The organism is Microbacterium sp. NPDC079176 (genome assembly GCF_040686675.1).
GTDB lineage: Bacteria > Actinomycetota > Actinomycetes > Actinomycetales > Microbacteriaceae > Microbacterium.
This window is the reverse complement of the sequence record NZ_JBFBLM010000007.1, coordinates 66358-90247: the sequence shown is the minus strand read 5'-3', so window position 1 is coordinate 90247 and position 23890 is coordinate 66358. Positions and strand designations below refer to the sequence as shown.

Here is a 23890-nt window from a genome sequence, read left to right as displayed (position 1 = left end):
CCCGCCCCCGCCGTTGCATTCGGGGATGACTTCCACCGCGCTCTCCGTCCTCGACCTCGTCCCGGTTCGCACCGGCCAGACCAGTGCCGAGGCGATCTCCTCCTCCCTCGATCTCGCCGCGACCGCCGACCGGCTCGGCTACCGCCGCTACTGGTTCGCCGAGCACCACAACATGCCGGCCGTGGCATCCACCACTCCCCCGGTGCTGATCGCCGCCGCCGCGATGCGCACGACGCAGATCCGTCTGGGATCCGGCGGAGTGATGCTCCCCAACCACGCACCGCTCATCGTCGCCGAGCAGTTCGCCGCGCTCGAGGCCATCGCGCCCGGACGCATCGACCTCGGCCTCGGTCGCGCCCCCGGCAGCGACCCCGTCATCACCCAGCTGCTGCGTGGATCGGGCACGACCAGCGACGTCGAGCAGTTCCCGCGCAACGTGCAGGACATCGCCGCACTCATCTCGGGCGAGGGCGCCACCGTGCGCTTCACTTCGGGTGGCGAGTACACGGTGCACGCGACCCCGGCCGCCACCGGAAGCCCCGAGGTGTGGCTGCTCGGATCGAGCGACTACTCGGCGCAGCTCGCGGCATCCCACGGCCTGCCCTACGTCTTCGCCAACCACTTCTCGGGACAGGGCCTCGAGCGCGCGCTCGACCTCTACCGCACCGGCTACCAGCCGAGCGAAGAGCACCCCGAGCCGCGGACGTTCCTCACGGTCAACGTCGTCGCCGCGCCGACGCAGGAAGAGGCCGAGGCGCGCGCCCTTCCGCAGCTGCGCATGATGTCGCGCCTGCGCCTCAACAAGCCGCTCATCGCACTCGAGACCGTCGAAGAGGCCCTCGCCGCAGAATCGGATGCCGCGACCGACCAGGTCGTCGAAGCCGCCCGCTCGCGCTGGTTCGTCGGCACCGGCGAGTCGGTCGCCGCCGAGGTGCGCGCGTTCGCCGAGAAGTACGGCGTCGACGAGGTCATGCTGTCGCCCGTCGCCGGTGCATACGAGTCCGAGCCTCGTGACGCCGCCGCCGGCCGCGCCCAGACGCTCGAGCTCATCGCCGCGGCCCTGTAGGCGCCGGGCTGTAGGCGAAGGGGGCGCCGCGTGCCGTCGCGCGCTGGGCCGCCGCACGCTGGTCGCCGCACGCTGGTCACCACGCGCTGGTCACCACTCGCTTGTCGCCGCGCGCGCTCGCGCACGCGAGCGGGGCCACTTCCGCATCCCGCCGCCAGGCGGGGCCACTTGTGCATCCGAAACGTCGGTTTCAGATGCAGAAGTGGCCCCGCTCGCGGCACCCGATGCAGAACTGGCCCCGCTCGCGGCACGGGATGCAGAACTGGCCCCGCTCGCGGCACCGGATGCAGAAGTGGCCCCGCCCCACGCCGGAAGAACGCGGCGCTCAATCTGTCCACAGGCGCGACTTGTCCACATCTCTCGGGATCTCGCGGTCATCAGGCCCGGAAGACGCATCCGACCAGCGAGCCTGATGGGATGCGCCATCGGATACTCCTGCCCGACGAACTCGGGCGCCATTTCTCCGTGCGGCAGGCCGCGGCCGCAGGTGTCGGTCGGGGTCGCGCATCCGCGCGCGATCTCGACCGGCCCTTCCGCGGGGTGCGTTCGGTCACGGCCGCGGACACACCACTCGATCGCGTCGTCGCCCTCACGCCCCTCCTGCACCGTGGTCAGCTCATCGGCGGGGAGACGGCGATGCGCGTGTGGGGGTATCCGCATCCCGGCATCTGGAACGTCGAGGCACCGATCCTCGTGGTCGTGACGACGGGTTCGGCGCGCGTCCGCCGCCGCGGCGTCACTGGCCGGCGCCTGGCAGAGGGACGGGCCCATCCCTGGCGAATCGGTGGAATTCCGGTCGTCGATCCGGCCGCGGCTCTGTTCATGTGCGCCGCGACGATGACCGACGACCATGTGGTCATCGCCCTCGACGCAGTGCTGAGCACGGCCGACAACTATCCCGGGCTGCGTCAGGGGCGCCCTCCCCTGACAGAGACCGACATCGAACACCGCCTGCAGGCCTGGGGCCGCTTCCCCGGCTCTCGACGAGTCCGTGACGCGCTGTCCCGTGCGCGCGAAGGAGTGGAATCGCCCAAGGAGACCGAGACGCGGTTGCTCATCGTCGCGGGAGGTCTTCCTGAACCCGTCGTGCAGTACGAGATCCACGAGAACGGACTCCTCATCGCGCGCAGCGACATGGCCTATCCCGACCTCAGGATCTCGATCGAGTACGAGGGCGACGGCCACCGCACGAGTCGCGATCAGTGGCGCCGCGACATCCAGCGGCAGCGAGATCTCGAGGACCTCGGCTGGATCGTCATCCGCGTGACTCAGCTCGACCTGGACGAAGGGCGACCGCTGATGGACCGCATCCGTCGCGCGATGGCATCCCGTCGCTGACGCTCACACATCTCTGCGTCCCGCCCCGCCCCTCCCACGCCCGCAGGCGGGGCCATTTCCGCATCCGGCGTCCAGGCGGGGCCAGTTCCGCATCCGGATCATCCGTTTGCGATGCACAACTGGCCCCGCATCACCGGCGCCATGTGGCGAATGCCGCCAAGACTCCGCGTCAGGGGCTGGTGTTCCGGTGCGCCGGGGCGTAGGGTCACCCGCAACGGAAGGGGTTCGATGATGAGCACTACCAAGACCCTGGCCCTCTGGGTGGCGTACGGCACGAACGGCGTCGTCGGCAGCATCCGGCACGACGACGAGGGATACACCGTCGTCATGGCCGGATCCGATGCGGCGACAGGCACGTACCCGACCCTGGAATCGGCGAAGGGCGCGTTGCATTCGCACATGCTGCCGGGCAGCGGTTGGCCGATGTTCCGCGAGCACTGACTTTCGAACGGGGAAACAAGGGGCAGAGGGGCGGCGCGGTCGCGGGGCATCCCCGCGACCGTCGTACGCTGACTGCATGCGAATCACCACTCCCCTCGCTCCTCCGGCATGCTGACGGTCGAGGAGCAGCGGGCGAAGGTGATCGCCGCCACCCGACCGCTGGATGCCGAATCGGTGCCGCTCGCACAGGCGGCGGGCCGCATCCTCGCCGCGACCGTGCACGCTCGGGTCGATGTGCCGCTGTTCGACAACTCGGCGATGGACGGATATGCGGTCCTGTTCACCGACGTCGAGTCGGCCACGGCCGTGCACCCCGTCGAGCTCGCGGTGGTCGCCGACCTCCCGGCGGGGTCGGCCGACGAACCCGAGCTGCGTGAGGGACGGGCCGCACGCATCATGACCGGCGCGCCTGTGCCCCACACGGCGACCGTCGTCGTGCCCTTCGAGCACACCCGCGACGGCCTGCAGGCGTGGGATGCGCCTGCGATCGTGGTCACTGCGCCGACTCGCGCGGGTGCCAACATCCGCCGCCGCGGCGAGGAGCTGCGCGCCGGAGCCGTCGTCGCGACAGCGGGCACCACCCTCGGCCCGCTCCAGCTCACGGCCATCGCGGCCACCGGCATCGACACTGTGCCGGTGCATCGTCGTCCTCGCGTCGCGGTCATTTCGACCGGCAGCGAGCTCGCCGACCCCGGCGCCGACCTCGCCCGCGGGCAGATCCCCGAGTCGAACTCGGTGCTGCTCGCTGCGCTGTGCGCGGAGACGGGCGCTGACGTCGTCTCGGTCGACACGGTGACAGACGAGGATGCCGCCCTCACCGCACTCCTCGATCGCGCGCTCGTCGATGCGCGCGTCGATGTCGTGGTCACGTCCGGCGGAGTCAGCGCCGGAGCCCACGAGGTCGTGAAGAACGTGCTGCGCGATCGCATCGAGTTCGTGGCGGTCGCCATGCAGCCGGGCAGGCCTCAGGCCTTCGGGCGCCTTGGCGACGCGCTGGTGTTCGGACTGCCCGGCAATCCGGCGAGCGTCGCCGCGTCGTTCGAGGCCTTCGTGCGGCCGGCGCTGCTCGCCCTCCAGGGTCGCGCAGGCCTGCAGCGCCCGATGCTCCGCCTCGCCAGCACCGCAGCGTGGCGCAGCCCGGTGGGACGACAGCAGTACGTGCCCGTCGCCCTCGACCGATCCGACCCGGCCGCCTGGTCGGTGCGCCCGGCGGCCGCCGACGGGTCGTCGGGCGCGCATCTGGCGGCAGGACTCGCCAGAGCGGATGCCTATGCCGTCGTGCCCGCCGACGTATCAGCCGTCGCAGCAGGCGACCTGGTCGATGTGATGCTGCTCTCGTGACCGGGACGCGCACGACCGAGACACCGGACGCCGCGACACCGGCGTCCGGGCCGACTGCCGCGATCATCCTCGCCGGCGGGCGGGCCTCACGACTCGACGGGACTGCCAAGCCGTTGCTCGAGGTCGGCGGCCGCACCCTGCTGGACCGCGCCATCGCCGCCGTCGACGGCTGCGACCCCATCGTGGTCGTTGGTCCGCCGGCGCCGACCCGTGTTCGCGTCGTATGGACCCGGGAGACCCCGGAGTTCGGCGGACCGGTCGCCGGCATCGCCGCCGGCCTCGCTCTCGTCGACACCGCCGACATCGTGCTGCTGGCGGCCGACCTGCCGAACGCCGAAGGCGCCGTGGCGCTGCTGCACCCGCATCCGCCCCTCTCCGCCGGCAAGGCCGACGCCGGCGGCAAGGACGACGCCGACAGCACGAATGGCGGGCACGGCATCGACGGCGTCTGCCTGATCGACGCGTCGGGACGCATGCAGTGGCTCGTCGGCCGCTACCGCACCGATGCCCTGCGATCCGCCGCCGCGGCTCTCCCCGACGGCGGCCGCAACGCGTCGTTGCGATCGCTGCTGGCGCGCCTGCGCATCAGCGCGATTCCGGCGGGAGACCTGGCAACGGATGTCGACACGTGGGACGATCTCGAACGGGCCCGCGCCGCGGCACCGATGCCCCCGCGCGACGGAGCACCAGACGAGGAGACGACATGACCGACAAGCCGCAACACCTTCCGGTCGAAGCCCTGGACGACTGGACCACGGCGGTCTGCAGCGCGCTCGGGATCGATCGCGAGTCCGTCGATGTCGCCCTGCTCCTGGATCTCGCCCGGGATGTCGCGCACGGCGTCGCCCGCCCGGCCGCACCGCTCAGCGCCTACCTCGCCGGCCTCGCCGCAGGTCGCGCGGGCGGCAGCCGCGAGGACACCGCTGCGGCGGTCGCCACCATCACCGAGCTGGCCGGGGAATGGCGCGCCGACGACCAGGATTCCTGAAGTTCTCTCATCGCCCACCTCGCCGATGTGATCGAGAAGTAATCGTCCGGTAATCGCACTCGTGCGGCCCTGCAACATCCGCCGCCTACGTTCAGAGCATTCACCTCTCGAACGCAGGAGCCGCGATGTCCCAGATCACCGGAAGAAGCAGCGTCGACACCCCCGCCGTGACCCTCACGCGCCGCCCCGGCCGGTGGATCGACGGCTGGAACCCCGAGGATTCGGCCTTCTGGGCCACCGAGGGCAAGGCGATCGCCCGCCGCAACCTCGGCTGGTCGATCTTCGCCGAGTTCCTCGGGTTCATCATCTGGCAGCTCTGGAGCATCGTCGTCGTGCTGCTCCCCGCCGCCGGGTTCACGCTGAGCACCACCGAGTCGTTCTGGCTGATCTCGCTGCCGAGCCTCGTCGGCGCGACGCTGCGGTTCCCGTACACGTTCCTCGTCGCCCGCTTCGGCGGACGCAACTGGACCATCGTCTCGGCGCTGCTGCTGCTGATCCCCGCCGTCCTGCTCGGCATCGTCGTGCAGGATCCCGAGACCCCGTTCGGCGTGCTGCTCGCCGTCGCGGCTCTCGCCGGTTTCGGCGGCGGCAACTTCGCCAGCTCCATGGCGAACATCACCTACTTCTTCCCGCAGAAGGAGAAGGGCTGGGCGCTCGGGCTCAACGCCGCCGGCGGCAACCTCGGCACCTCGGTCGCCCAGCTCGCGGTGCCGATCGTCGTGTCGATCACCGCCGCGTCGACCTTCAGCCTGTCGTTCGCCGGCTGGATGTGGGTGCCGCTGATCCTCGTGGCCGTGTGGGGAGCATGGCGCCACATGGACAACCTGTCGTCGGCCAAGGCGGACTTCGCCGGGGCCGCCGCCGCACTGCGCGAACCGCACCTGTGGGTGCTGTCGCTGCTGTACATCGGCACGTTCGGATCGTTCATCGGCTTCTCGAGCGTCTTCCCGAAGCTCATCGCCGACACCTTCCCCGAGTTCTCGACGTTCCAGATCGGCAGCGCCTCGCTGTCGCTGGCCTTCCTCGGAGCCCTCGTCGGCTCGCTCGCCCGCCCCTACGGAGGAAAGCTCGCCGACCGCTTCGGCGGAGCCCGGATGACGATCGCCGCGTTCTCGCTCATGATCGTCGGCGCCCTGTCGCTGCTCGTCACTCTCGAGGCGAACAGCTTCGCGCTCTTCCTCGGATGCTTCCTGCTGCTGTTCGTCGCGGCGGGCGTCGGCAACGGCGCGACCTACCGGATGATCCCCAACGTCTTCGCCGCACGCGGTGCCGCGACCGCGGGCGACGCGCTCGCTGTCAGCACCCAGCGCAAGGGTGCGGCCGCCCTGGGGCTGATCTCGGCCATCGGCGCCTACGGCGGATTCGTGATCCCGCAGGTTCTCGCGGCGGCGAAGAGCGGCACAGGTTCGTACGCTCCGGCATTCGGCGGATTCGTCGCCGCCTACATCGTGCTGCTCCTCATCACGGTCTTCGTCTATCTGATGCCTCGGCCCTCGCTCGCCGGACACCGGATCTGACCATGACCGAGCGCATCGTCGTCATCGGCGCGGGGCCTGTCGGCATCCGCTTCGCCGAAGAGCTCCTGCCGCTCGTGGCAGGGGGTCGGGCGACGGTCACCGTGCTGGGCGCCGAGACGGCGGATCCGTACAACCGGGTGCTGCTCGCGGAATACGCCGTGGGCGAGGCCTCGTCCGACGAGCTCACTCTCGCCACTGCCGCGAGCCTCACCGGTGTGGATCTGCGGCTGGGGGCGCGAGCGGTGCGGATCGATCGGGAGGCGCGGGTCGTCGAGCTGGTCGACGGATCGACCGTCGGGTATGACCGCCTGGTGCTCGCGACCGGCGCGCGATCGATCGTCCCGTCGCTCGAAGGCCTCGAGACCCTCGGTCCGGACACCACCGGCCTCGACAGCAGCCTGACCGCAGGGGTCTGCGTGCTCCGCGATCTGTCGGATGCCGAGCAGGTGCGCGCCGTGGTCGCACGCGGCGGCCGGGTCGTGGTGCTCGGAGCCGGCGTGCTGGGGATCGAGCTCGCCATGCTGCTCGCGGACGCCGGCGCCGTGCCCTCCGTGGCCCACTTCGGTCCGATGCCGATGCCCCGCCAACTCGACCGGGGGTCGGCGAGCATCCTCTCGACCGCTCTCGCCTCGGCCGGCGTCACGCTGGTGCCGCACACCCGAGCCGAGGGAGTGATCGGGGTCGAGGGCGACGACGGCATCCGCCGGTTCCGTGCACTCGCGAGCTCCGACGGCAAGCGCATCGAGGGCGATCTGCTCGTGCTGTCGTGCGGCGTCAGGGCGCGCACCGAGCTCGCCGAGGCCGCGGGACTCCGCGTCGGCAACGGCGTGCTCGTCGACGGCGCACTGCGTTCGTGGTCGGATCCGCGCATCCATGCGATCGGGGACTGCGCCCACATCGCCGACCCCGCCGAGTTCCTGCACGACCGCCAGGTGCCGGGCGGACCGCACGGCCTCGTCGGCCCCGGCTGGCGTCAGGCGAGCTGGCTCGCCGCGGCCATCGCCGCCGAGCTCGACAGTGCCGACGACCACCCTGGCGAGTTCGCCGACGAGCACCCCGGCGTCGTCGTGCTCAAGGGCGAGCTGGTCGACATCGCATCCGCGGGCGACGTCTCGGCCGACCCCTTCGCCCCTGTCCCGGCCGGTGAGGATGCCCCCGGCATCGCCGTCTGGGCCGACCCCGAGCACGGCACCTACGTGAAGATGGCGACGCGCGACGGCATCCTCACCGGATTCGTGGCGGTCGGGATGCCGCGGGCCGCCGCCGAACTGAGCGTGCTGTATCTGCGCGGCGGCGAGCTGCCCGCCGACCGCTCGCTGCTGCTGCGTCTCGATGATCCTGACGCTGATGCGATCGCACCGGCCGGTCGTGACGCGACCCTCTGCATCTGCAACGCCGTCACCGTCGGCCAGATCGAGGACGCGATCGACGACGGCTGCTCGTCGGTGGCTGCGGTCGGCGAGTGCACCCGCGCCGGCACCGGATGCGGAGGATGCCGCGCCCGCATCACCGAGATGCTGCACGCCCACGCGGGGGCCGTCGCATGACCGACACCCACTGCCCCTACTGCGCGCTGCAGTGCGCGATGACGCTGACCCCGACCGTGGGCGCACCGCTGCCGGTCGCCGTCGCCGGACGCGACTTCCCGACGAACCGCGGCGGGCTGTGCAAGAAGGGGTGGACCTCGGCCGAGCTGCTCGCCGACGCCGGTCGCCTCACCACTCCCCTGGTGCGCGGGACCGACGGCGAACTGCACCCGGCGGACTGGGACGTGACTCTCGATCTGATCGCCGCGCGGCTGCGTCTGATCGCCGAGGAGGACGGCCCCGATGCGGTCGGCGTCTTCGGCGGCGGCGGGCTCACGAACGAGAAGGCGTACCAGTTGGGCAAGTTCGCCCGCATCGCGCTGCGCACGTCGCGCATCGACTACAACGGCCGCTTCTGCATGTCATCCGCTGCGGCCGCCGCCAACCGCTCCTTCGGAATCGACCGCGGCCTGCCGTTCCCGCTGACCGACCTCGACACCGCCGAGACGGTGCTGCTGCTGGGATCGAACGTCGGCGACACCATGCCGCCGTTCGTCTCGCATCTGCAGGGCGCCAGGGCCCGCGGCGGTCTCATCGTCGTCGATCCTCGCCGCAGCTCGACGGCACGATTGAGCGCCGACGGCGCCGGGATCCACGTGCAGCCGGTGCCCGGCACCGATCTCGCGCTGCTGCTCGCAGTGATCCATGTCGTGATCGCCGAGGAGCTCTACGACGACGGCTATGTGCGCCAGCGCACATCGGGCTTCGACGCCCTCCGCCAGTCGGTGTCGGCGTGGTGGCCCGAGCGTGCCGAGACCGTCACCGGGGTGGCGGCGCGCAGCATCCGCGATCTGGCACGCAGACTGGCGGACTCCGACTCGACCTACATCCTCACCGGCCGCGGCGTCGAGCAGCACGTCGACGGCACCGACACCGCCACGGCCGCCATCAACCTCGCACTGCTCCTGGGTCTTCCGGGGACACCGGGATGCGGCTACGGCACGCTGACCGGGCAGGGCAACGGCCAGGGCGGACGCGAGCACGGACAGAAAGCCGACCAGCTTCCGGGGTACCAGTCGATCAGCGACCCGGCCGCCCGCGCCTCGGTCGCGGCCGTGTGGGGCGTCGACCCCGACGACCTTCCCGGGCCCGGCATCCCCGCGGTCGAGCTGCTGCAGAGCGCCGGACTCCCGGGCGGCGTACGAGCGCTGCTCGTGCACGGCTCGAACGTGTTCGTGTCGGCACCGAACGTGTCGACCGTGCGCGAGGCCCTGGGCCGGCTCGATCTGCTCGTCGTCTCGGACTTCTTCCTCTCGGAGACCGCGAAGGCCGCCGACATCGTGCTCCCCGTGCTGCAGTGGGCCGAGGAGGAGGGCACGATGACCAACCTCGAGGGCCGCGTGCTGCGTCGCCGCCGAGCGGTCGACGCCCCCGCCGGCGCCCGCAGCGAGCTGTGGATCATGGCCGAGCTCGCCCGTCGCCTCGACGCCCCCGGCACCTGGAGCCTCGTGCCGTCGGAGGTGTTCGGCGAGCTGGCCCGCGCCTCCGCCGGCGGCCGCGCCGACTACTCCGGCCTCAGCCACGAACTGCTCGACCTCGGCATCGAGGCGCACTGGCCTTTCCCGATCGGGAGCCTCGGCACCCCTCGACTGTTCGCCGACCGCTTCGCGCACGCAGACGGGCGCGCGAAGCTCGTCGCCGTGCGGGCTCGAGAGCATCGGACGGCGAGCGCCGACCGGCTCACCCTGATCACCGGGCGCCTGCTCGAGCAGTACCAGAGCGGAGCGCAGACCCGCCGCATCCCCGAGCTCACCGAGAAGCGGCCCGATCTCGTCGCGCAGCTGCACCCTGCGACCGCGCGTCGTCATGGGATCGGCGAGGGCGACGGCATCCGTCTCTCGAACTCCCGCGGCACCCTGCGGGCGCGGGCCGAGCTGACGCACGACATCAGGCCCGACACGGTGTTCCTGCCGTTCCACTACGCGGATGCCGAGAGCGCCAATCTGCTCACCGACGACCGGGTCGATCCGCACTCGGCGATGCCCGAGTTCAAGCGGGCTCTGGTCGAGCTCCGCGCCGTCTGATCGTGGAGGCGGCGCTCAGTCGTCCGGCTCGCCGCTGAGGATGCCGCGCAGCCAGTCGCGCGCCTCGACGAAGATGTCGTCGGAGTAGCGCTCGGGATACTGCACGATCTGCCGGTCGGCTCGCGGATACGACCCGAGGAACACCACGCGCGGGCTGAAACGGCGGATGCCGAGCAGGGCGTCGGCCATGCGCTCGTGCTCGATGTGGCCGTCGGCGTCGATCACGAACCGGTAGCGGCCGAGCTCGTCGCCGATCGGACGCGACTGGATCAGCGAGAGGTTGATGCCGCGGGTCGAGAACTGCTCGAGCATCTCGAGCAGGGATCCGGGATGATCGTTGGGCAGCTCGACGATCAGCGAGGTCTTGTCGGCCCCGGTCGGCGCCGGCGCCGTGGTGGTGCGGGTCACGAGCACGAAGCGGGTGACGGCCTGGGCGTTGTCGCCGATGTCCTCGGCCAGCACGTCGACGTCGAGGTGCTTCACGACGCCCGGGGCGGCGATGGCCGCCTGGGCGGGAAGACCGCCGTCGAGCATGCCGATCGCCGACGCGACGTTGCTCGCCGCAGGCACATGCGAGTGCCTGGGGAGGTGCTCCCCGAGCCAGCCGTGGCACTGGGCGTACGCGACAGGGTGCGCGGCGATCACGCTGATGTCTGCCAGGGTCGTGCCCCGAGGCGCCACGAGCACGAAGTTCACCGGCACGAGGTACTCGCCGATGATCCGGAGGCCCGGCAGAGTGGCCAGCGCATCCTGCGTGGTCGAGACGCCGCCCTCGATCGAGTTCTCGATCGCGATCATCGCGGCGTCGCTGCGCCCCTCGAGCACATCCGCGAGGGCTTCTCCGACGTTGTGCACGGCACGCCAGTCCTGACCCCGTGCTTCAGCGACCTGTTCGAGCGCCGCTTCGGTGAATGTTCCGGCGGGGCCGAGATAGCTGTAGGTGCGGCGTTCAGTCACGCGTTTCACCTTAGGGCACCGGCACACGCCCAGAAGATGCGCGGATGCCGAGATGGGGGCAGACTGTCTGCATGACGAGCCGCGCCGGCCTCCCTGCCGAGGAATCTGATCTGATCGATGTCGACGAGCTGATCGCCGCTTACTACGACCGCGTGCCCGACCCCGGGGTCGCCGCCGAGCGGGTCGCGTTCGGCACCAGCGGTCACCGCGGGTCGTCGCTGACCAAGAGCTTCAACGAGAACCACATCCTGGCGACCACCCAGGCGATCGTCGACTACCGTGCGAGCCAGGGGATCACCGGTCCCCTGTTCCTCGGCCGCGACACCCACGCGCTCTCGCTGCCCGCCGAGCGCAGCGCCATCGAGGTGCTCGTGGCCAACGGCGTCGACGTCCGCGTCGACTCGCGCGACGCCTGGGTGCCGACGCCCGCGCTCAGCCACGCGATCCTCACCTTCAACCGCGACCTCGCGTCGGATGCCGCCGGCCGCGCCGACGGCATCGTCGTCACCCCGTCGCACAACCCGCCCCGCGACGGCGGCTTCAAGTACAACCCGCCGCACGGTGGACCGGCCGACACCGACGCGACCGGCTGGATCGCCGACCGCGCCAACGAGCTGATCGCCGGCGGTCTCGTCGACGTCAAGCGCGAGCGGTTCGCCGACATCGACTGGGACGCGCTTCCGGGGTACGACTTCCGTGACGCCTACGTGCGCGACCTGGCGACGATCATCGACATCGACGCCATCCGCACCGCCGGCGTGCGCATCGGCGCCGACCCGCTCGGTGGCGCATCCGTCGAGTACTGGGCGCTCATCAAGGAGGTCTACGACCTCGACCTGACCGTCGTGAACCCCGAGGTCGACCCGACCTGGCGCTTCATGACGCTCGACTGGGACGAGAAGATCCGCATGGATCCGTCCTCCCCGTCGGCCATGGCCTCGCTCGTCGCCAAGAAGGGCGACTACGACGTGCTGACGGGCAACGACGCGGATGCCGACCGCCACGGCATCGTCACCCCCGACGCCGGGCTCATGAACCCGAACCACTACCTCGCGGTCGCGATCGACTACCTGTTCTCGCACCGCTCCGAGTGGCCGCGCGACGCCGCGATCGGCAAGACCCTCGTGTCGTCGATGATCATCGACCGGGTGGCCGAATCGCTCGGACGCCGCCTCCTCGAGGTGCCGGTGGGCTTCAAGTGGTTCGTGCCCGGTCTGCTCGACGGCTCGGTCGCGTTCGGCGGCGAGGAGTCGGCCGGAGCATCGTTCCTCCGCAAGGACGGCACCGTCTGGTCGACCGACAAGGACGGCATCCTGCTGTGCCTGCTCGCGGCCGAGATCATCGCGGTCACCGGCAAGACGCCGTCGGAGCGGTATGCCGAGCTGGAGCAGGCCTTCGGCTCGTCGGCCTACCAGCGCGTCGACGCGCCGGCGACGCCCGCGCAGAAGGCGACGCTGGGCAAGCTCGCTCCGGATGCCGTCTCGGCGACGACCCTCGCGGGTGAGGAGATCACCGCCAAGCTGTCGCACGCTCCCGGCAACGGTGCGGCGATCGGCGGCCTCAAGGTCCAGACCGAGCACGCCTGGTTCGCCGCCCGCCCCTCGGGCACGGAAGACGTCTACAAGCTGTACGCCGAGAGCCTGCGCGGCCCCGAGCACCTCGCCGAGGTGCAGGCGGAGGCTCGCGCCGTCGTGTCCGCCGCCCTCGGGGGCTGATCCCGCGCCCTTCGGGCTGTTCTTCTGCCCCCGCACGTCGCCCGTGTGGGGGCAGAAGTGCATCCGGGACCGGAACTCTTTCGTGGCGGAACGCCCGCGTGGCGGAACGCCCGCGTGGCGGACTGCCCCACGGCATCCCCTCCTTGTGCGTGCGGGGTCAATTACGCACCCGAGACGGCTGATCCCGATGCGAAAGTGGCCCCGGCTGGCGAGCCGGCTGCGAAAGTGGTCCCGACGGGCTGGCGGACGGATGCTGCGGGGGCGGGGGCAACCCGGGCGGAAGGATGCGAACGGACGCGGACGAATGCTGCGCAACAGCGAACCCCACCGTGGGCCGACGCGCGCGGACGCGATGCGTCAGACCGAGCGGGCGAGCAGGGCTCCGGCCTCGCGCAACCAGCGGGCGGGGTCGGCGAGCGCGGCATCCGACGATCCGGCGATCTCGGTGAGCGACGCGGATGCCGTGAACAGCGCGGTGTCGGAGTCGGCCGTGATGCGTCCGGCGGCGAGCAGGGCGGTCGCACCGGTCGTCGACGCGAGGCCGGCGATGAACGAGGGCACCTTGCCGTCTCCGGACTGACCGTCGTACGACCCCTCCCCTGTGATGACATGGTCGGCGTCGGCGATCGCGTCGGCGAGGCCGATCAGGTCCGCCACCTCGGCGGCGCCCGGGGCGAGCGTCGCACCCCAGGCGACCAGCGCACCGCCCGTGCCACCGGCGGCTCCGGTGCCCGGCAGTGCGGAGTCGAGGCCGAGCAGTTCGGCGAGGCCCGCGAGTCCGGCATCCACCTCGTCGAGCTCCGGGCCGACGAGACCCTTCTGCGGTCCGAACACGGCTGCGGCGCCCCGCGGGCCGACGAGGGGATTCGTGACGTCGGTGAGCACGCGCACCCGCGGCGCCGTGCGCAGACCGCTCAGGTCGGCGGAGGCGATGTCGGCGAGACCGCGGGCCCCTCGTGCGACCGGCTCACCGGCGGCATCGAGGAATCGCGCGCCGAGGGCGGTCAGCATCCCGGTGCCGCCGTCGGTCGACGCGCTCGACCCGATGCCGACGACAAGTCGCGTGACGCCGTGGTCGAGGGCCGCGGCGATCGCCTGACCGAATCCGGAGGTGTCGGCATCCCACGGACGCAGTTCGTCGAGCAGTTCGATGCCCGAGGTCGAGGCGAGGTCGACGACGGCAGTCCCCCCGGGTGAATCCGCCGAGACGGGAAGCAGCAGCCAGCTCGTCTCCAGCGCCAGCCCCGCGGGTCCGTCGACGACGACCGGCATGCGTCGCGCTCCCGGCACGGCCGCCTCGAACGCGGCGACGGTGCCCTCGCCGCCGTCAGCCATGGGGCGGTGCACGAACGTCGCGGTCGGCTCGACCGATGACCAGCCTTCGGCGAGCGATGCCGCCGCATCCGCCGCGGTGATCGTGCCCTTGAAGCTGTCCGGCGCCAGCACCACGCGGGTCATCGGGTGAGTCCGGGGGTGCTCGCCCGCGCGATGACCTCGAGCGGAAGCGGAGCCTGCTGCCAGTCGGCGTCGACCGTCGCACGGAAGGCCTGATATCCGACCTCGCTGAGCGGCACGCGCACGGTGGTGAGCGCCGGGGTGACATCGCTGCTCGAGGGCACGTCATCGAAGCCGCAGACCGCGATGTCGGCACCGACCTCACGACCGGCCTCGCGGATCGCCGCCATCGCTCCGATCGCGACCACGTCGCTCATGCCGAACACGAGGGTGCCGGGTTCGACGCCGTCGGAGAGGGCCGCCGTCATCGCCTGCGCACCCGATTCGCGGCGGAAGTCGCCGCGGATCACCCGCTCGATCGCCCCGCCGTCGGTCTCGAAGCCGGCGCGGAATCCGGCGAGACGCTCGTCCGACGTCAGCACTCCCTCGGCCGCGCCGATCGCGATGGCGGAGCGGTATCCGAGAGACGCCATGCGGCGACCGAGCGCTTCGGCGCCGGCGCGGTTGTCGATCTCGACGTGGCGGTTGTCTGCGCTGCCGGCGCCGAACGTGACCACGCGTCCACCGAAGCGGGCGTACTCCGCGAGCTCGCGTGAGGTGTCGGAGTCCGTCGGCTCGTTCGTGCGCGATGCGGCGAGGATCAGGCCCTGGGGTCGCTGCCCACGGAGGGCCCGCACGATGCGCGCCTCGCGTGCCGGATCTCGCTCGGTGATCGCGATCGTCACGACCAGGCCCTGTTCGTCGGCTCCGCGGGCGACACCGGCCGCGATGAGTCCGAAGTAGGGGTCGGCGATGTCGGCGACCAGGAGTGCGATGACGGGCGAGCTTCCTCGGGCGGTCGCCTGCGCCGATGCGTTCGCCGTGTAGCCCAGTTCGGCGGCCGCCTGCTCGACGCGCTCGCGGAAGGACTCGGCCACCTTGCGCTCGGATCCGTTGAGAACACGGGATGCCGTGGCGAGCGAGACCCCGGCCTCACGGGCGACGTCATGCAGGGTCGGGGCCGCGCCCCGCGAATGCCGCGGCTGACGCACGCGGGAAGGGCTTTCCTGCTGACTCATGCCCTGAGCATACTGCGCGGTGAGGGCGATGCCGGGGAGGGTCCGGCGACCGGGCTGCGGCGGCGCATGGCTCAGAGGGAGAGGTAGGCGCGCAGCGTCGCCGCCTCGCCACGCAGCAGCGCCGGATCATCGCCGGGTACGAACTCGAGCAGCGCATCTCGGGGCGGAGTCGTCGCGGACAGCGCATCCGCGAAGAAGCGGGTCCACAGGGCATCCCTCGCCCGCAGCGGAAGCCTCTCGTGATCCGGCCACCACGAGAACACGTGCGCGGCGCTGACCCGGTCGGCGACCGCGCGGTACTCGTCGAGCACCGCATCGACCGTGGCACCGACCGTCGGCTGCCAGTACGAGCTGAGCGTCGGCCGAGCCACCTCGTCGAGCACCCGCAGCGTCGTCGGGGCGGTGTCGGCGAGCGTCCCGGAGTGGAACTCGAGCGCGAGCGAAATTCCCCGGGCGGCGGCCTCATCGACAGCATCCTGCAGTCGGGCGATCGTCGACGCCCAGTCCTGCGGCGACGCCTCGTCGGACCCGATCGGCCCTGCCCAGACGCGCACGCGATCGACACCGAGCGCCTCGGCGGTGTCGAGCACGGGGGTGATCGGCTCGTCGGCACCGGCACGGAAGTACGAGCCGTAGGAGCACGCGACGAGCCCGGCATCCGTCGTGAGCGTCGCGACCCTCGCGGCCTGCTCGACGTCGCCGGGCAGCACATGAGAATCGGCTCCCCACTCGATGACCTCGAGTCGGGCGTCGGCGGCGAGGTCGACCACCTGTTCGGCGCTCAGCGACCGGAAGGTCACCGAGCAGAGTCCTGGGCGGATCTTCGTCATGACGTCATCCTCTCAATCGTTCGGCGGGGTGTCTCGGGGCTTGCGCCGTGCGCGACCGCCGCGTACAGGTGGGCGGTTCCCGGGTGGGGATCCGGTCTTCGGCGGACGGTCCGGTCCGGTCCGGCCTTGTCCGGTCCGGTCCGGTCCCGTCGGACGAGAAGACCGCCGTCCCCCGTCCCATCTGCAGGTCCCAGGCACGGATGCAGGACAGAAACCGTGTTACGGCCCTGCATCCGTGCTCGGGTCCTGCACGTGCTCCGGCGAACGGTCCGGTCCGGTCCGGTCCGGTCCGGTCTTTTCCGGTCCGGTCTTTTCCGGTCCGGTCCCGTCGGACGAGAAGACCGCCGCACCCCCTCCCATCTGCAGGACCCAGGCACGGATGCAGGACGGAAACGGTTTCATGGCTCTGCATCCGTGCTCGAGTCCTGCAGACGGTAGAAGCGTGGCCCGCTCGCGGACGTTCGCGGCCGGTGCCCGACCGGATCCCGGTGCCCGACCCGGTTCGCCGGCCCCGACCGGAAACCCGACCCCGACCGGATCCCGGCGGCCGTCAGCGCAGATGCGGCGAGATCGCGGTGCCGAAGGTCTCGGCCGTACGACGGACGACGTGCTCGGGAGCGTCCGCCCAGATGTCGGCGTTGAAGATCTCGACCTCGATGTCACGGTCGTATCCGGTGTCGATCACGGCCCGCGTGAGCGAGCCGAAGTCGATCACGCCGTCACCCGTGTAGTGCCGCGACAGCAGCACATCGGCGGCGAGCGGGGTCTTCCAGTCGCACACCTGGTACGTCGCGATGCGCCCTTCGCGGCCGGCGCGCGTGATCTGCTCAAGCACCTGCGGATCCCACCAGATGTGGAACGTGTCCACCGCCGCGCCCACGACGTCGGCATCGAAATCGGCCGCGATGTCGAGCGCCTGCCCGAGCGTCGAGACGACCGCGCGGTCGGAGGCGTACATCGGATGCAGGGGCTCGATCGCGAGCGTCACGCCCGCCGCCTTCGCGTCGGACGCGAGCACGCCGATCGCATCGCGCACACGCTCGCGCGCGCCGATCAGATCGCGCGATCCCACCGGGATGCCGCCGGCCACGAGCACGAGCACGGCCGTCGATCCGTCGGCGCCCGCGGCGGCGAGGGTCGCGGTCTCCTCGATCGCTCGGCGGTTGTCGTCGAGCGCAGCGATGCGATCCGGCCCCTCCGGAAGGGTGAAGAAACCACCGCGGCAGTGGGTCGTGACGCGCAGCCCCGAATCGGCGAGCATCTGCGCGGCGACGTCGAGCCCGACCTCGTTCACGGGCTCGCGCCACAGGCCGATCGCCTGGATGCCGGCATCCGCCGTCACCCGCAGCGCCGTCGCGAGGTCTGCGTGCTTGATCGTGGCCTGGTTGATCGACAGGCGCGGGTCGACGGTCACAGGTCCACTCCGTTCAGGCGGAGCATCCCGTGCCAGCGCTCGCGTGCGAGTTCGGGATTCTCGAGGGCGAGCGACGTGTTCGCCAGCTCGACGATGCGGCTGAGGTGCGGAAGGCTGCGCGCCGAGTGCAGTCCGCCGACCATCTGGAACGCGGGCTGGTGCCCGTTGAGCCAGGCGAGGAAGGCGACGCCGGTCTTGTAATAGAAGGTCGGCGCGGCGAACACCTGGCGGCTGAGCTCTTCGGTCGGGCCGAGGATCTCGAGGTAGAGCTCGGGGTCCCCGGCATCGAGCGCCTGGATCGCCGCGGAGGCGACCGGGGTGATGGCCGCGAACGCGCCGAGCAGCGCGTCGGAGTGCCCGTCACCCTGCCCCACGGTGTCTCCGCCGATGAGGCCGACGTAGTTGAAGTCGTCGCCGGTGAACATGCGCACACCCTGCGGCAGTCGCTCGCGCACCGAGATCTCCGACTCGGCGTTCAGGAGGCTCATCTTCACGCCGGCGACCTTGTCGGGGTTCTCGGCGATCACGTCGAGCAGCACAGCGGATGCCGTCTGCCAGTCGTGCGCGCCGAAGTACCCGGCGAGCTCGGGGTCGAAAGCCGTGCCGAGCCAGTGCAGCACGACCGGGACGGTGGCCGCCGAGAGCACCTCGCGATAGACGCGACGGTAGTCGTCGGCGTTCTCAGCGACACGGGCGAGGTGGCGAGAGGCCATGAGCACCGGGCCCGCCCCCTGCTCCTCGGTGAAGTGCAGCTGCTCCTTGTAGGCGTCGATCACCTGGTCGAGCGAGATGTGCGACTCGGCGACGTGATCGGTGTTGACGCCGACCACGACCGAGCCGCTCTCCTCGCGGGCGACCTCGGCGCTGCGCGCGATGAGCTCGCGCGTCGCCGCGGCATCCAGCCCCATGTTCCGCTGAGCGGTGTCCATGGCGTCGGCGACGCCCAGACCCCACGAGTACACGTTGCGGCGGAACGCCAGAGTCGAGTCCCAGTCGATGTCGGCGGGCTGCCCCGGGGTGTTGTCGGCGTGCACCTTCGGCACGACGTGGGCTGCGGCGTACGCGACGCGGCTCTGCAGCGGAGAGGCCGGACGCGTGTACCCGCCGCCCTCGCGCAGCTCGGCATCCGTCACCGCGCCCGCGGCGTCGAGAAGTCGGAGAGTGGTCATGCTCAGCCCAGCGTCAGCGGGGTGAGCGCGACCTTGCGGCCTTCGGCGCTGGAGGTCAGCCCCGCCTCGGCGAACTGCACGCCGCGGGCGCCCGAGAGCAGGTCGAAGGGGTACTTCGTGCCCTCGACGAACGAGACCAGGTACTCCTCCCACTGCTGACGGAAGCCGTTGAGGAAGACGTCGTTGGTCGGGACGTTCTGCCAGTCGGCGTCGTAGTCGTGGCTGTCCTCGAGGTCGGGGTTCCAGACCGGCTTCGGAGTCGCGTTGCGGGGCTGGATCTTCGCGCCGAAGAGTCCGACGACCGCGGATCCGTGGGTGCCGTCGACCTGGAACTCGACGAGCTCGTCGCGGTTGACGCGCACCGTCCAGCTGGAGTTGATCTCGGCGACGATGCCGCCCTCGATCTCGAAGATGCCGTACGCGGCATCTTCGGCGGTGGCGGTGTAGTGCTCGCCGTTCTCGTCCCAGCGGTCCGCGATGTGCACGGCGGCCTGCGCGTAGACGCTCTTGACCTCGCCGAACAGGTTCTCGAGCACGTAGTTCCAGTGCGGGAACATGTCGACGATGATGCCGCCGCCGTCTTCGGTGCGGTAGTTCCAGCTGGGGCGCTGCGCGGGCTGCCAGTCACCCTCGAAGACCCAGTAGCCGAACTCGCCGCGCACCGAGAGGATGCGGCCGAAGAAACCGGAGTCGATGAGGCGCTTGAGCTTCTGCAGGCCCGGCAGGTAGAGCTTGTCGTGTACGACGCCGGTCTTGACGCCGGCCTCGTCCGCGAGACGCGCGAGCTCGAGGGCCTCGTCGAGCGACTCGGCGGTCGGCTTCTCGGTGTAGATCGCCTTGCCGGCCGCGATCGCCTTGCGAAGGGCCGAGGCGCGGGCCTTGGTCACGAGGAAATCGGCGTAGATCTCCCACTTCGGGTCGGCGAGCGCTGCGTCGAGGTCGGTCGTGTAGTCGTCGATGCCGTGCTTCGCGGCGAGCTCGGCGAGCTTGGCCTCGTTGCGGCCGACAAGCAGCGGCTTGACCGTGATGCGGGATCCGTCGGGCAGCTCGATGCCGCCCTGGTCGCGGATCGCGAGGATCGACCGCACGAGGTGCTGCCGGTAGCCCATGCGCCCGGAGACGCCGTTCATGATGATCCCGATCTCGCGGGGTGTCGCCTGTGACATTGCTGGTCCGTTCTGTGGGAAGCCCGTGCGCCGGTTGCCCGAGGTGGGTAAGCGCTTTCCGCCAGCATGCCACGACTCCGTCGGGCGCGCAAGCGGCGGGTGGAAACCGCTATCCGGGTTCGCGGGGCGGTGGCGTGGCCGCCCCTGCCGCGTGAGTGGTCACAAACGCATCTGAAGGGCGCGATTCAGGTGCGTTTCCGGCCACGCACCGTAGGGGGCGGGGTGCGGGCGGGCGGGGCGTGGGGGCGCGGGGGGTGGCAGAGGGTGCGTGGCGGGCGGCGCGGCTCAGCGCGTGCTGGAGCGTTCGACCAGAAGCGTCGGCACGACGACAGCGGATGCCGCACCGCCCGCGGCACCCTCGATGTCGGCGACGAGCAGGGCGACGGCGCGGTGTGCCAGGGCGGCGAAGTCCTGACGGATCGTCGTCAGCGGCGGGCGGTAGTTGGCGGCATCCGGCACGTCGTCGAAGCCGATGACGCTGACGTCCTCGGGAACCCGCCGCCCTGATTCGGCGAGCGCACGGAGGAGCCCGAGCGCCATCTGGTCGTTGGCGCAGAAGACGGCGGACGCTGCTCGCAGCGCCTCGCCCGCGGCGAACCCTGCCTCGGCGGTCCAGTCGCCGCGGACGACCTCGGTCGCCACGACCCCGGCATCCGCGAGCGCCTTCCGCCATCCGCGCTCGCGCTCGGCGGCCGCGAACGAGTCGGCAGGCCCGGCGAGGTGGTGCACCGTCTCGTGTCCGAGGCCCAGCAGGTGAGCGGTCGCCGCAGCGGCGCCTCCGACATGGTCGCTGTGCACGACGGCGAGATCCGCAGACCCCGGGGCGTCGACGACCACGAGGCGCAGTCCCAGCGGCCGATCGGCTGCGGGCACCAGCGCCGACGCCTCGTTCAGCACGATCGCGCCGTCGACCTCCTGCTCGGCGAGGCGCTCGAAGGCGTCGGCCACGCTGTCGCCCGCGGTGACGAGGGTGAGGGCGTAGCCGCGTTCAGCCGCGGCCTCGGCGGTGGCCTGCAGCATCCGCGAGTTGCCGACCGTCGCGAGAGTGGTGACGACGAGTCCGATGGTCTGCGAGCGTCCGGTGCGCAGAGCGCGCGCTGCGCGGTGGGGGCGGTAGCCGAGCTCGGCCATCGCGGCTTCGACGCGCCGGCGGGTCGCGGGGTCGACGCGAGGGCTGTCGTTGACGACGCGCGACACGGTCTGACCCGAGACGCCGGCGCGGGAGGCGACCATCGCCATCGAGACACGACCGGACGGGGCCTGGCGGCGGCGCGGGCGCGCGGCGCCGCGACGCAGATCATCGTCGCGCAGCAGCTCGTCGTCCACGGGCACCCTCTCTACGCGCTCACAACTCCGGAATGTTGACGTTACCACGGCGCTGTGCGTACCATGTTTACGTGAACACGCCCGAATCTCCCGAGTTGCGAACCGAGACCCTCTCCGCCGGCATCGTCAAGCGCGCGACGACGCTCGCCGACGGCCGCGAACTGATCTACTTCGATGATCCCGACACGACGCTCGGCGCCGACCGCGCCGTCGACAGCCGCACGCTCGACGCCCGCGGCGAGACCGCCACGATGCGCCTCGATGTGCTCACCGGCGACTGGATCACGGTCGCCGCCAACCGGCAGAACCGCGTGATGATGCCGAGCGCCGACGCCGATCCTCTCGCTCCGCAGTCGCCGACCAACCCCTCGGAGGTGCCGTCGCTCTACGACGTCGCCGTCTTCGAGAACCGCTCGCCCGCCTTCGGCCCCGCCCTCGCCGAGGCGACCGGCACCGCTCCTGAGGCGAGCAACCCTCCCCGCGGGCTCGACGATCTCGCCGCCCTCGGACTCGGCCGCACCCGCACCTCGGTCGGACGCTGCGAGGTCGTGTGCTTCAGCCCCGAGCACACCGGCTCTTTCGGCACACAGTCGGTGACCCGCGCCCGAACCGTGATCGAGGCGTGGGCCGACCGCACCGCAGCGCTCTCGAAGCTGCCGGGCATCCAGCAGATCTTCCCGTTCGAGAACCGCGGCGAGGCCATCGGCGTCACGCTCCCCCACCCCCACGGCCAGATCTACGCCTACCCCTACGTGACGCCGCGCACCACGCGCCTGCTCGACTCGATCGACCGCACCGCGCCCGACCTGTTCCAGCACATCCTCGAGTCCGAGCAGGCGTCCGAGAGGGTCGTCTTCCGCGGGGAGCACTGGACGGCGTTCGTGCCCTTCGCCGCCCGCTGGCCGCTGGAGGTGCACCTCATGCCGCACCGCCACGTTCCGGACTTCGCCGAGACGACGGATGCCGAACGCGACGAGCTCGCGCCCCTCTACCTGCGACTGCTCCGCGGTGTCGACGCGCTCTACGACACCCCGACGCCCTACATCGCCGCCTGGCACCAGGCCCCGGTGAACGTCGGCCGAGACAGCGTGCGCCTGCACCTGCAGCTGACCAGCCCCCGCCGCGCGGCCGACAAGCTCAAGTTCCTCGCAGGATCCGAGGCCGCGATGTGGGCCTGGGCCGCCGAGGTCACCCCCGAGCAGGGTGCGGCCCGCATCCGCGAAGCCATCGCGAAGGCCGACGCCGCACACACCGCATCCGCAGACCAGAACGCAGACGAGGCATCCGCATGACCACCACCCAGGACGCCGCGCGCGCACTCTTCACCGACCTCACCGGTCGCACCCCCGAAGGCATCTGGTCGGCGCCGGGGCGCGTGAACCTGATCGGCGAGCACACCGACTACAACGACGGATTCGTGCTGCCCTTCGCCATCCCGCATCGCACGGTCGCCGCCGTCGGCATCCGCGACGACCGCCGCATCCGCGTCGCCTCGACCTTCGCCGACGAGCCGGTCGAGGTCTCCCTCGACGACCTCGACGAGCTGTTCCCGACCCCGACCGGCACCGCGCCGCGCGTGCCCGAGTGGGCCGCCTACCCCCTCGGCGTCGCGTGGGCGCTGCGCCAGGCCGACGGTGTCGCTGCGTCCGCGGCCACCGGTTCAGGGCTCGACATCGCCATCGCGTCCGACGTGCCCGTGGGCGCGGGGCTCTCGTCGTCGGCGGCGATCGAGGGTGCCACGGCATCCGCGCTCAACGACCTCTGGGCCGCCGGGCTCGACCGCGTCGCCCTCGCCCGCGTCGGTCGGAAGGCCGAGAACGAGGCGGTCGGCGCCCCGACCGGCATCATGGACCAGATGGCGTCGATGCTCGGCGAGCCGGATGCCGCGATCTTCCTCGACTGCCGCTCGCTCGATGCGAACCTCGTGCAGGTCGGCATCGCCGAGGCCGGCCTCGCGATCCTCGTGATGGACACCCGGGTCAAGCACGCGCACTCCACGGGCGGATACGGCGAGCGCCGTGCGGCCTGCGAGCGCGGTGCCGCGATCATGGGCGTGCCGAGCCTGCGCGACGTCTCGGTCGACGACCTGCCCCGCGCCGAGGAGCTCATGGACGACGTGACGTTCCGCCGCGTGCGGCACGTCGTCACCGAGAACCAGCGCGTGCTCGACACCGTGGTGGTGCTGCGCGAAGACGGTGCCCGTGCGATCGGCGACCTGCTCGTGGCCTCGCACGCCTCGATGCGCGACGACTTCGAGATCTCGGTCCCCGAGCTCGACACGGCGGTCGAGACGGCCCTCGCGGCCGGCGCACTCGGTGCTCGCATGACCGGCGGAGGCTTCGGCGGTGCGGCGATCGCGCTGGTCGAGCAGGACTCGGTGCAGCAGGTGACGGATGCCGTGTCGGCGGCGTTCGCCTCATCCGGTTTCACCTCCCCCGTGATCTTCACCGTCACGCCGTCGGCCGGAGCGCATCGCGACGCGTGACCGCTGCCCGCTCG

20 protein-coding genes are annotated in these 23890 nt (G+C 71.3%); 12 read left to right on the top strand and 8 right to left on the bottom strand.

What is annotated here, in order from left to right; genetic code table 11:
- Window positions 1–25 precede the first annotated feature (25 nt).
- The 9 genes from AB0P11_RS17045 to AB0P11_RS17005 all read left to right on the top strand — a co-directional run bounded on the left by AB0P11_RS17045 (window position 26) and on the right by AB0P11_RS17005 (window position 10301).
- Complete coding sequence (locus AB0P11_RS17045) at window positions 26–1066, top strand: LLM class flavin-dependent oxidoreductase (RefSeq protein ID WP_157538247.1); 1041 nt, start codon at window positions 26–28, stop codon at window positions 1064–1066.
- Window positions 1067–1483: 417 nt separating this feature from the next.
- Window positions 1484–2404: a hypothetical protein gene (locus AB0P11_RS17040; protein WP_363523165.1), complete on the top strand. Its 921-nt coding sequence runs from the start codon at window positions 1484–1486 to the stop codon at window positions 2402–2404.
- A 231-nt stretch (window positions 2405–2635) separates the two neighbouring features.
- On the top strand, window positions 2636–2845 hold the full coding sequence (locus AB0P11_RS17035; protein WP_053099248.1) for a hypothetical protein: 210 nt from the start codon (window positions 2636–2638) through the stop codon (window positions 2843–2845).
- Between the two features lie 108 nt (window positions 2846–2953).
- The gene (glp, locus tag AB0P11_RS17030) at window positions 2954–4186 is read left to right on the top strand and encodes a gephyrin-like molybdotransferase Glp (protein ID WP_363523163.1); all 1233 of its coding nucleotides are present in this window, start codon (window positions 2954–2956) and stop codon (window positions 4184–4186) included.
- Window positions 4183–4893, top strand: coding sequence for a molybdenum cofactor guanylyltransferase (locus AB0P11_RS17025; protein WP_363523161.1), 711 nt, complete (start codon window positions 4183–4185; stop codon window positions 4891–4893). The genes glp and AB0P11_RS17025 overlap by 4 nt, the downstream gene beginning before the upstream one ends.
- Window positions 4890–5174 (top strand): DUF6457 domain-containing protein, encoded by a 285-nt coding sequence (locus tag AB0P11_RS17020; protein WP_056279307.1) that lies wholly within the window; start codon window positions 4890–4892, stop codon window positions 5172–5174. The genes AB0P11_RS17025 and AB0P11_RS17020 overlap by 4 nt, the downstream gene beginning before the upstream one ends.
- A gap of 125 nt (window positions 5175–5299) precedes the next feature.
- Entirely contained in the window at window positions 5300–6691 is a 1392-nt protein-coding gene (locus AB0P11_RS17015; protein ID WP_053097747.1) for an MFS transporter, read from the top strand.
- A gap of 2 nt (window positions 6692–6693) precedes the next feature.
- Window positions 6694–8238: an FAD-dependent oxidoreductase gene (locus AB0P11_RS17010; RefSeq protein ID WP_363523158.1), complete on the top strand. Its 1545-nt coding sequence runs from the start codon at window positions 6694–6696 to the stop codon at window positions 8236–8238.
- Window positions 8235–10301, top strand: a complete 2067-nt coding sequence (locus AB0P11_RS17005) for a molybdopterin oxidoreductase family protein (RefSeq protein ID WP_363523156.1) — start codon at window positions 8235–8237, stop codon at window positions 10299–10301. Before AB0P11_RS17010 ends, AB0P11_RS17005 begins: the two co-directional genes overlap by 4 nt.
- Before the next feature lie 15 nt (window positions 10302–10316).
- Here AB0P11_RS17005 and pheA read toward each other — a convergent pair whose 3' ends face one another.
- A complete protein-coding gene (gene pheA / locus AB0P11_RS17000; RefSeq protein WP_053097750.1) occupies window positions 10317–11267 on the bottom strand; it encodes a prephenate dehydratase in 951 nt (316 codons plus the stop codon).
- 62 nt (window positions 11268–11329) lie between these two features.
- On the opposite strand from pheA, the gene pgm reads away from it, so the two are divergent.
- Entirely contained in the window at window positions 11330–12973 is a 1644-nt protein-coding gene (gene pgm / locus AB0P11_RS16995; protein WP_056279296.1) for a phosphoglucomutase (alpha-D-glucose-1,6-bisphosphate-dependent), read from the top strand.
- Window positions 12974–13330: 357 nt separating this feature from the next.
- Here pgm and AB0P11_RS16990 read toward each other — a convergent pair whose 3' ends face one another.
- The 7 genes from AB0P11_RS16990 to AB0P11_RS16960 all read right to left on the bottom strand — a co-directional run bounded on the left by AB0P11_RS16990 (window position 13331) and on the right by AB0P11_RS16960 (window position 21304).
- Window positions 13331–14431 carry a glycerate kinase gene (locus AB0P11_RS16990; protein WP_363523153.1) on the bottom strand — a complete coding sequence of 367 codons (1101 nt, stop codon included), beginning with the start codon at window positions 14429–14431 and terminating at the stop codon, window positions 13331–13333.
- A complete protein-coding gene (locus tag AB0P11_RS16985) occupies window positions 14428–15486 on the bottom strand; it encodes a LacI family DNA-binding transcriptional regulator (RefSeq protein ID WP_363523151.1) in 1059 nt (352 codons plus the stop codon). The genes AB0P11_RS16990 and AB0P11_RS16985 overlap by 4 nt, the downstream gene beginning before the upstream one ends.
- 71 nt (window positions 15487–15557) lie before the next feature.
- The gene (locus tag AB0P11_RS16980; RefSeq protein WP_363523149.1) at window positions 15558–16316 is read right to left on the bottom strand and encodes a sugar phosphate isomerase/epimerase; all 759 of its coding nucleotides are present in this window, start codon (window positions 16314–16316) and stop codon (window positions 15558–15560) included.
- Between the two features lie 550 nt (window positions 16317–16866).
- Window positions 16867–17730: a sugar phosphate isomerase/epimerase family protein gene (locus AB0P11_RS16975; RefSeq protein ID WP_363523147.1), complete on the bottom strand. Its 864-nt coding sequence runs from the start codon at window positions 17728–17730 to the stop codon at window positions 16867–16869.
- The gene (locus tag AB0P11_RS16970) at window positions 17727–18899 is read right to left on the bottom strand and encodes a dihydrodipicolinate synthase family protein (protein WP_363523145.1); all 1173 of its coding nucleotides are present in this window, start codon (window positions 18897–18899) and stop codon (window positions 17727–17729) included. The genes AB0P11_RS16975 and AB0P11_RS16970 overlap by 4 nt, the downstream gene beginning before the upstream one ends.
- Window positions 18900–18901: 2 nt before the next feature.
- On the bottom strand, window positions 18902–20065 hold the full coding sequence (locus tag AB0P11_RS16965) for a Gfo/Idh/MocA family oxidoreductase (RefSeq protein WP_053097757.1): 1164 nt from the start codon (window positions 20063–20065) through the stop codon (window positions 18902–18904).
- A gap of 285 nt (window positions 20066–20350) precedes the next feature.
- Complete coding sequence (locus AB0P11_RS16960) at window positions 20351–21304, bottom strand: LacI family DNA-binding transcriptional regulator (RefSeq protein WP_363523192.1); 954 nt, start codon at window positions 21302–21304, stop codon at window positions 20351–20353.
- A gap of 158 nt (window positions 21305–21462) precedes the next feature.
- Here AB0P11_RS16960 and galT point away from each other — a divergent pair, with 158 nt between their 5' ends.
- Window positions 21463–22683, top strand: a complete 1221-nt coding sequence (gene galT / locus AB0P11_RS16955; protein ID WP_053097758.1) for a galactose-1-phosphate uridylyltransferase — start codon at window positions 21463–21465, stop codon at window positions 22681–22683.
- The gene (gene galK / locus AB0P11_RS16950; RefSeq protein WP_363523144.1) at window positions 22680–23876 is read left to right on the top strand and encodes a galactokinase; all 1197 of its coding nucleotides are present in this window, start codon (window positions 22680–22682) and stop codon (window positions 23874–23876) included. Before galT ends, galK begins: the two co-directional genes overlap by 4 nt.
- Window positions 23877–23890 lie beyond the last annotated feature (14 nt).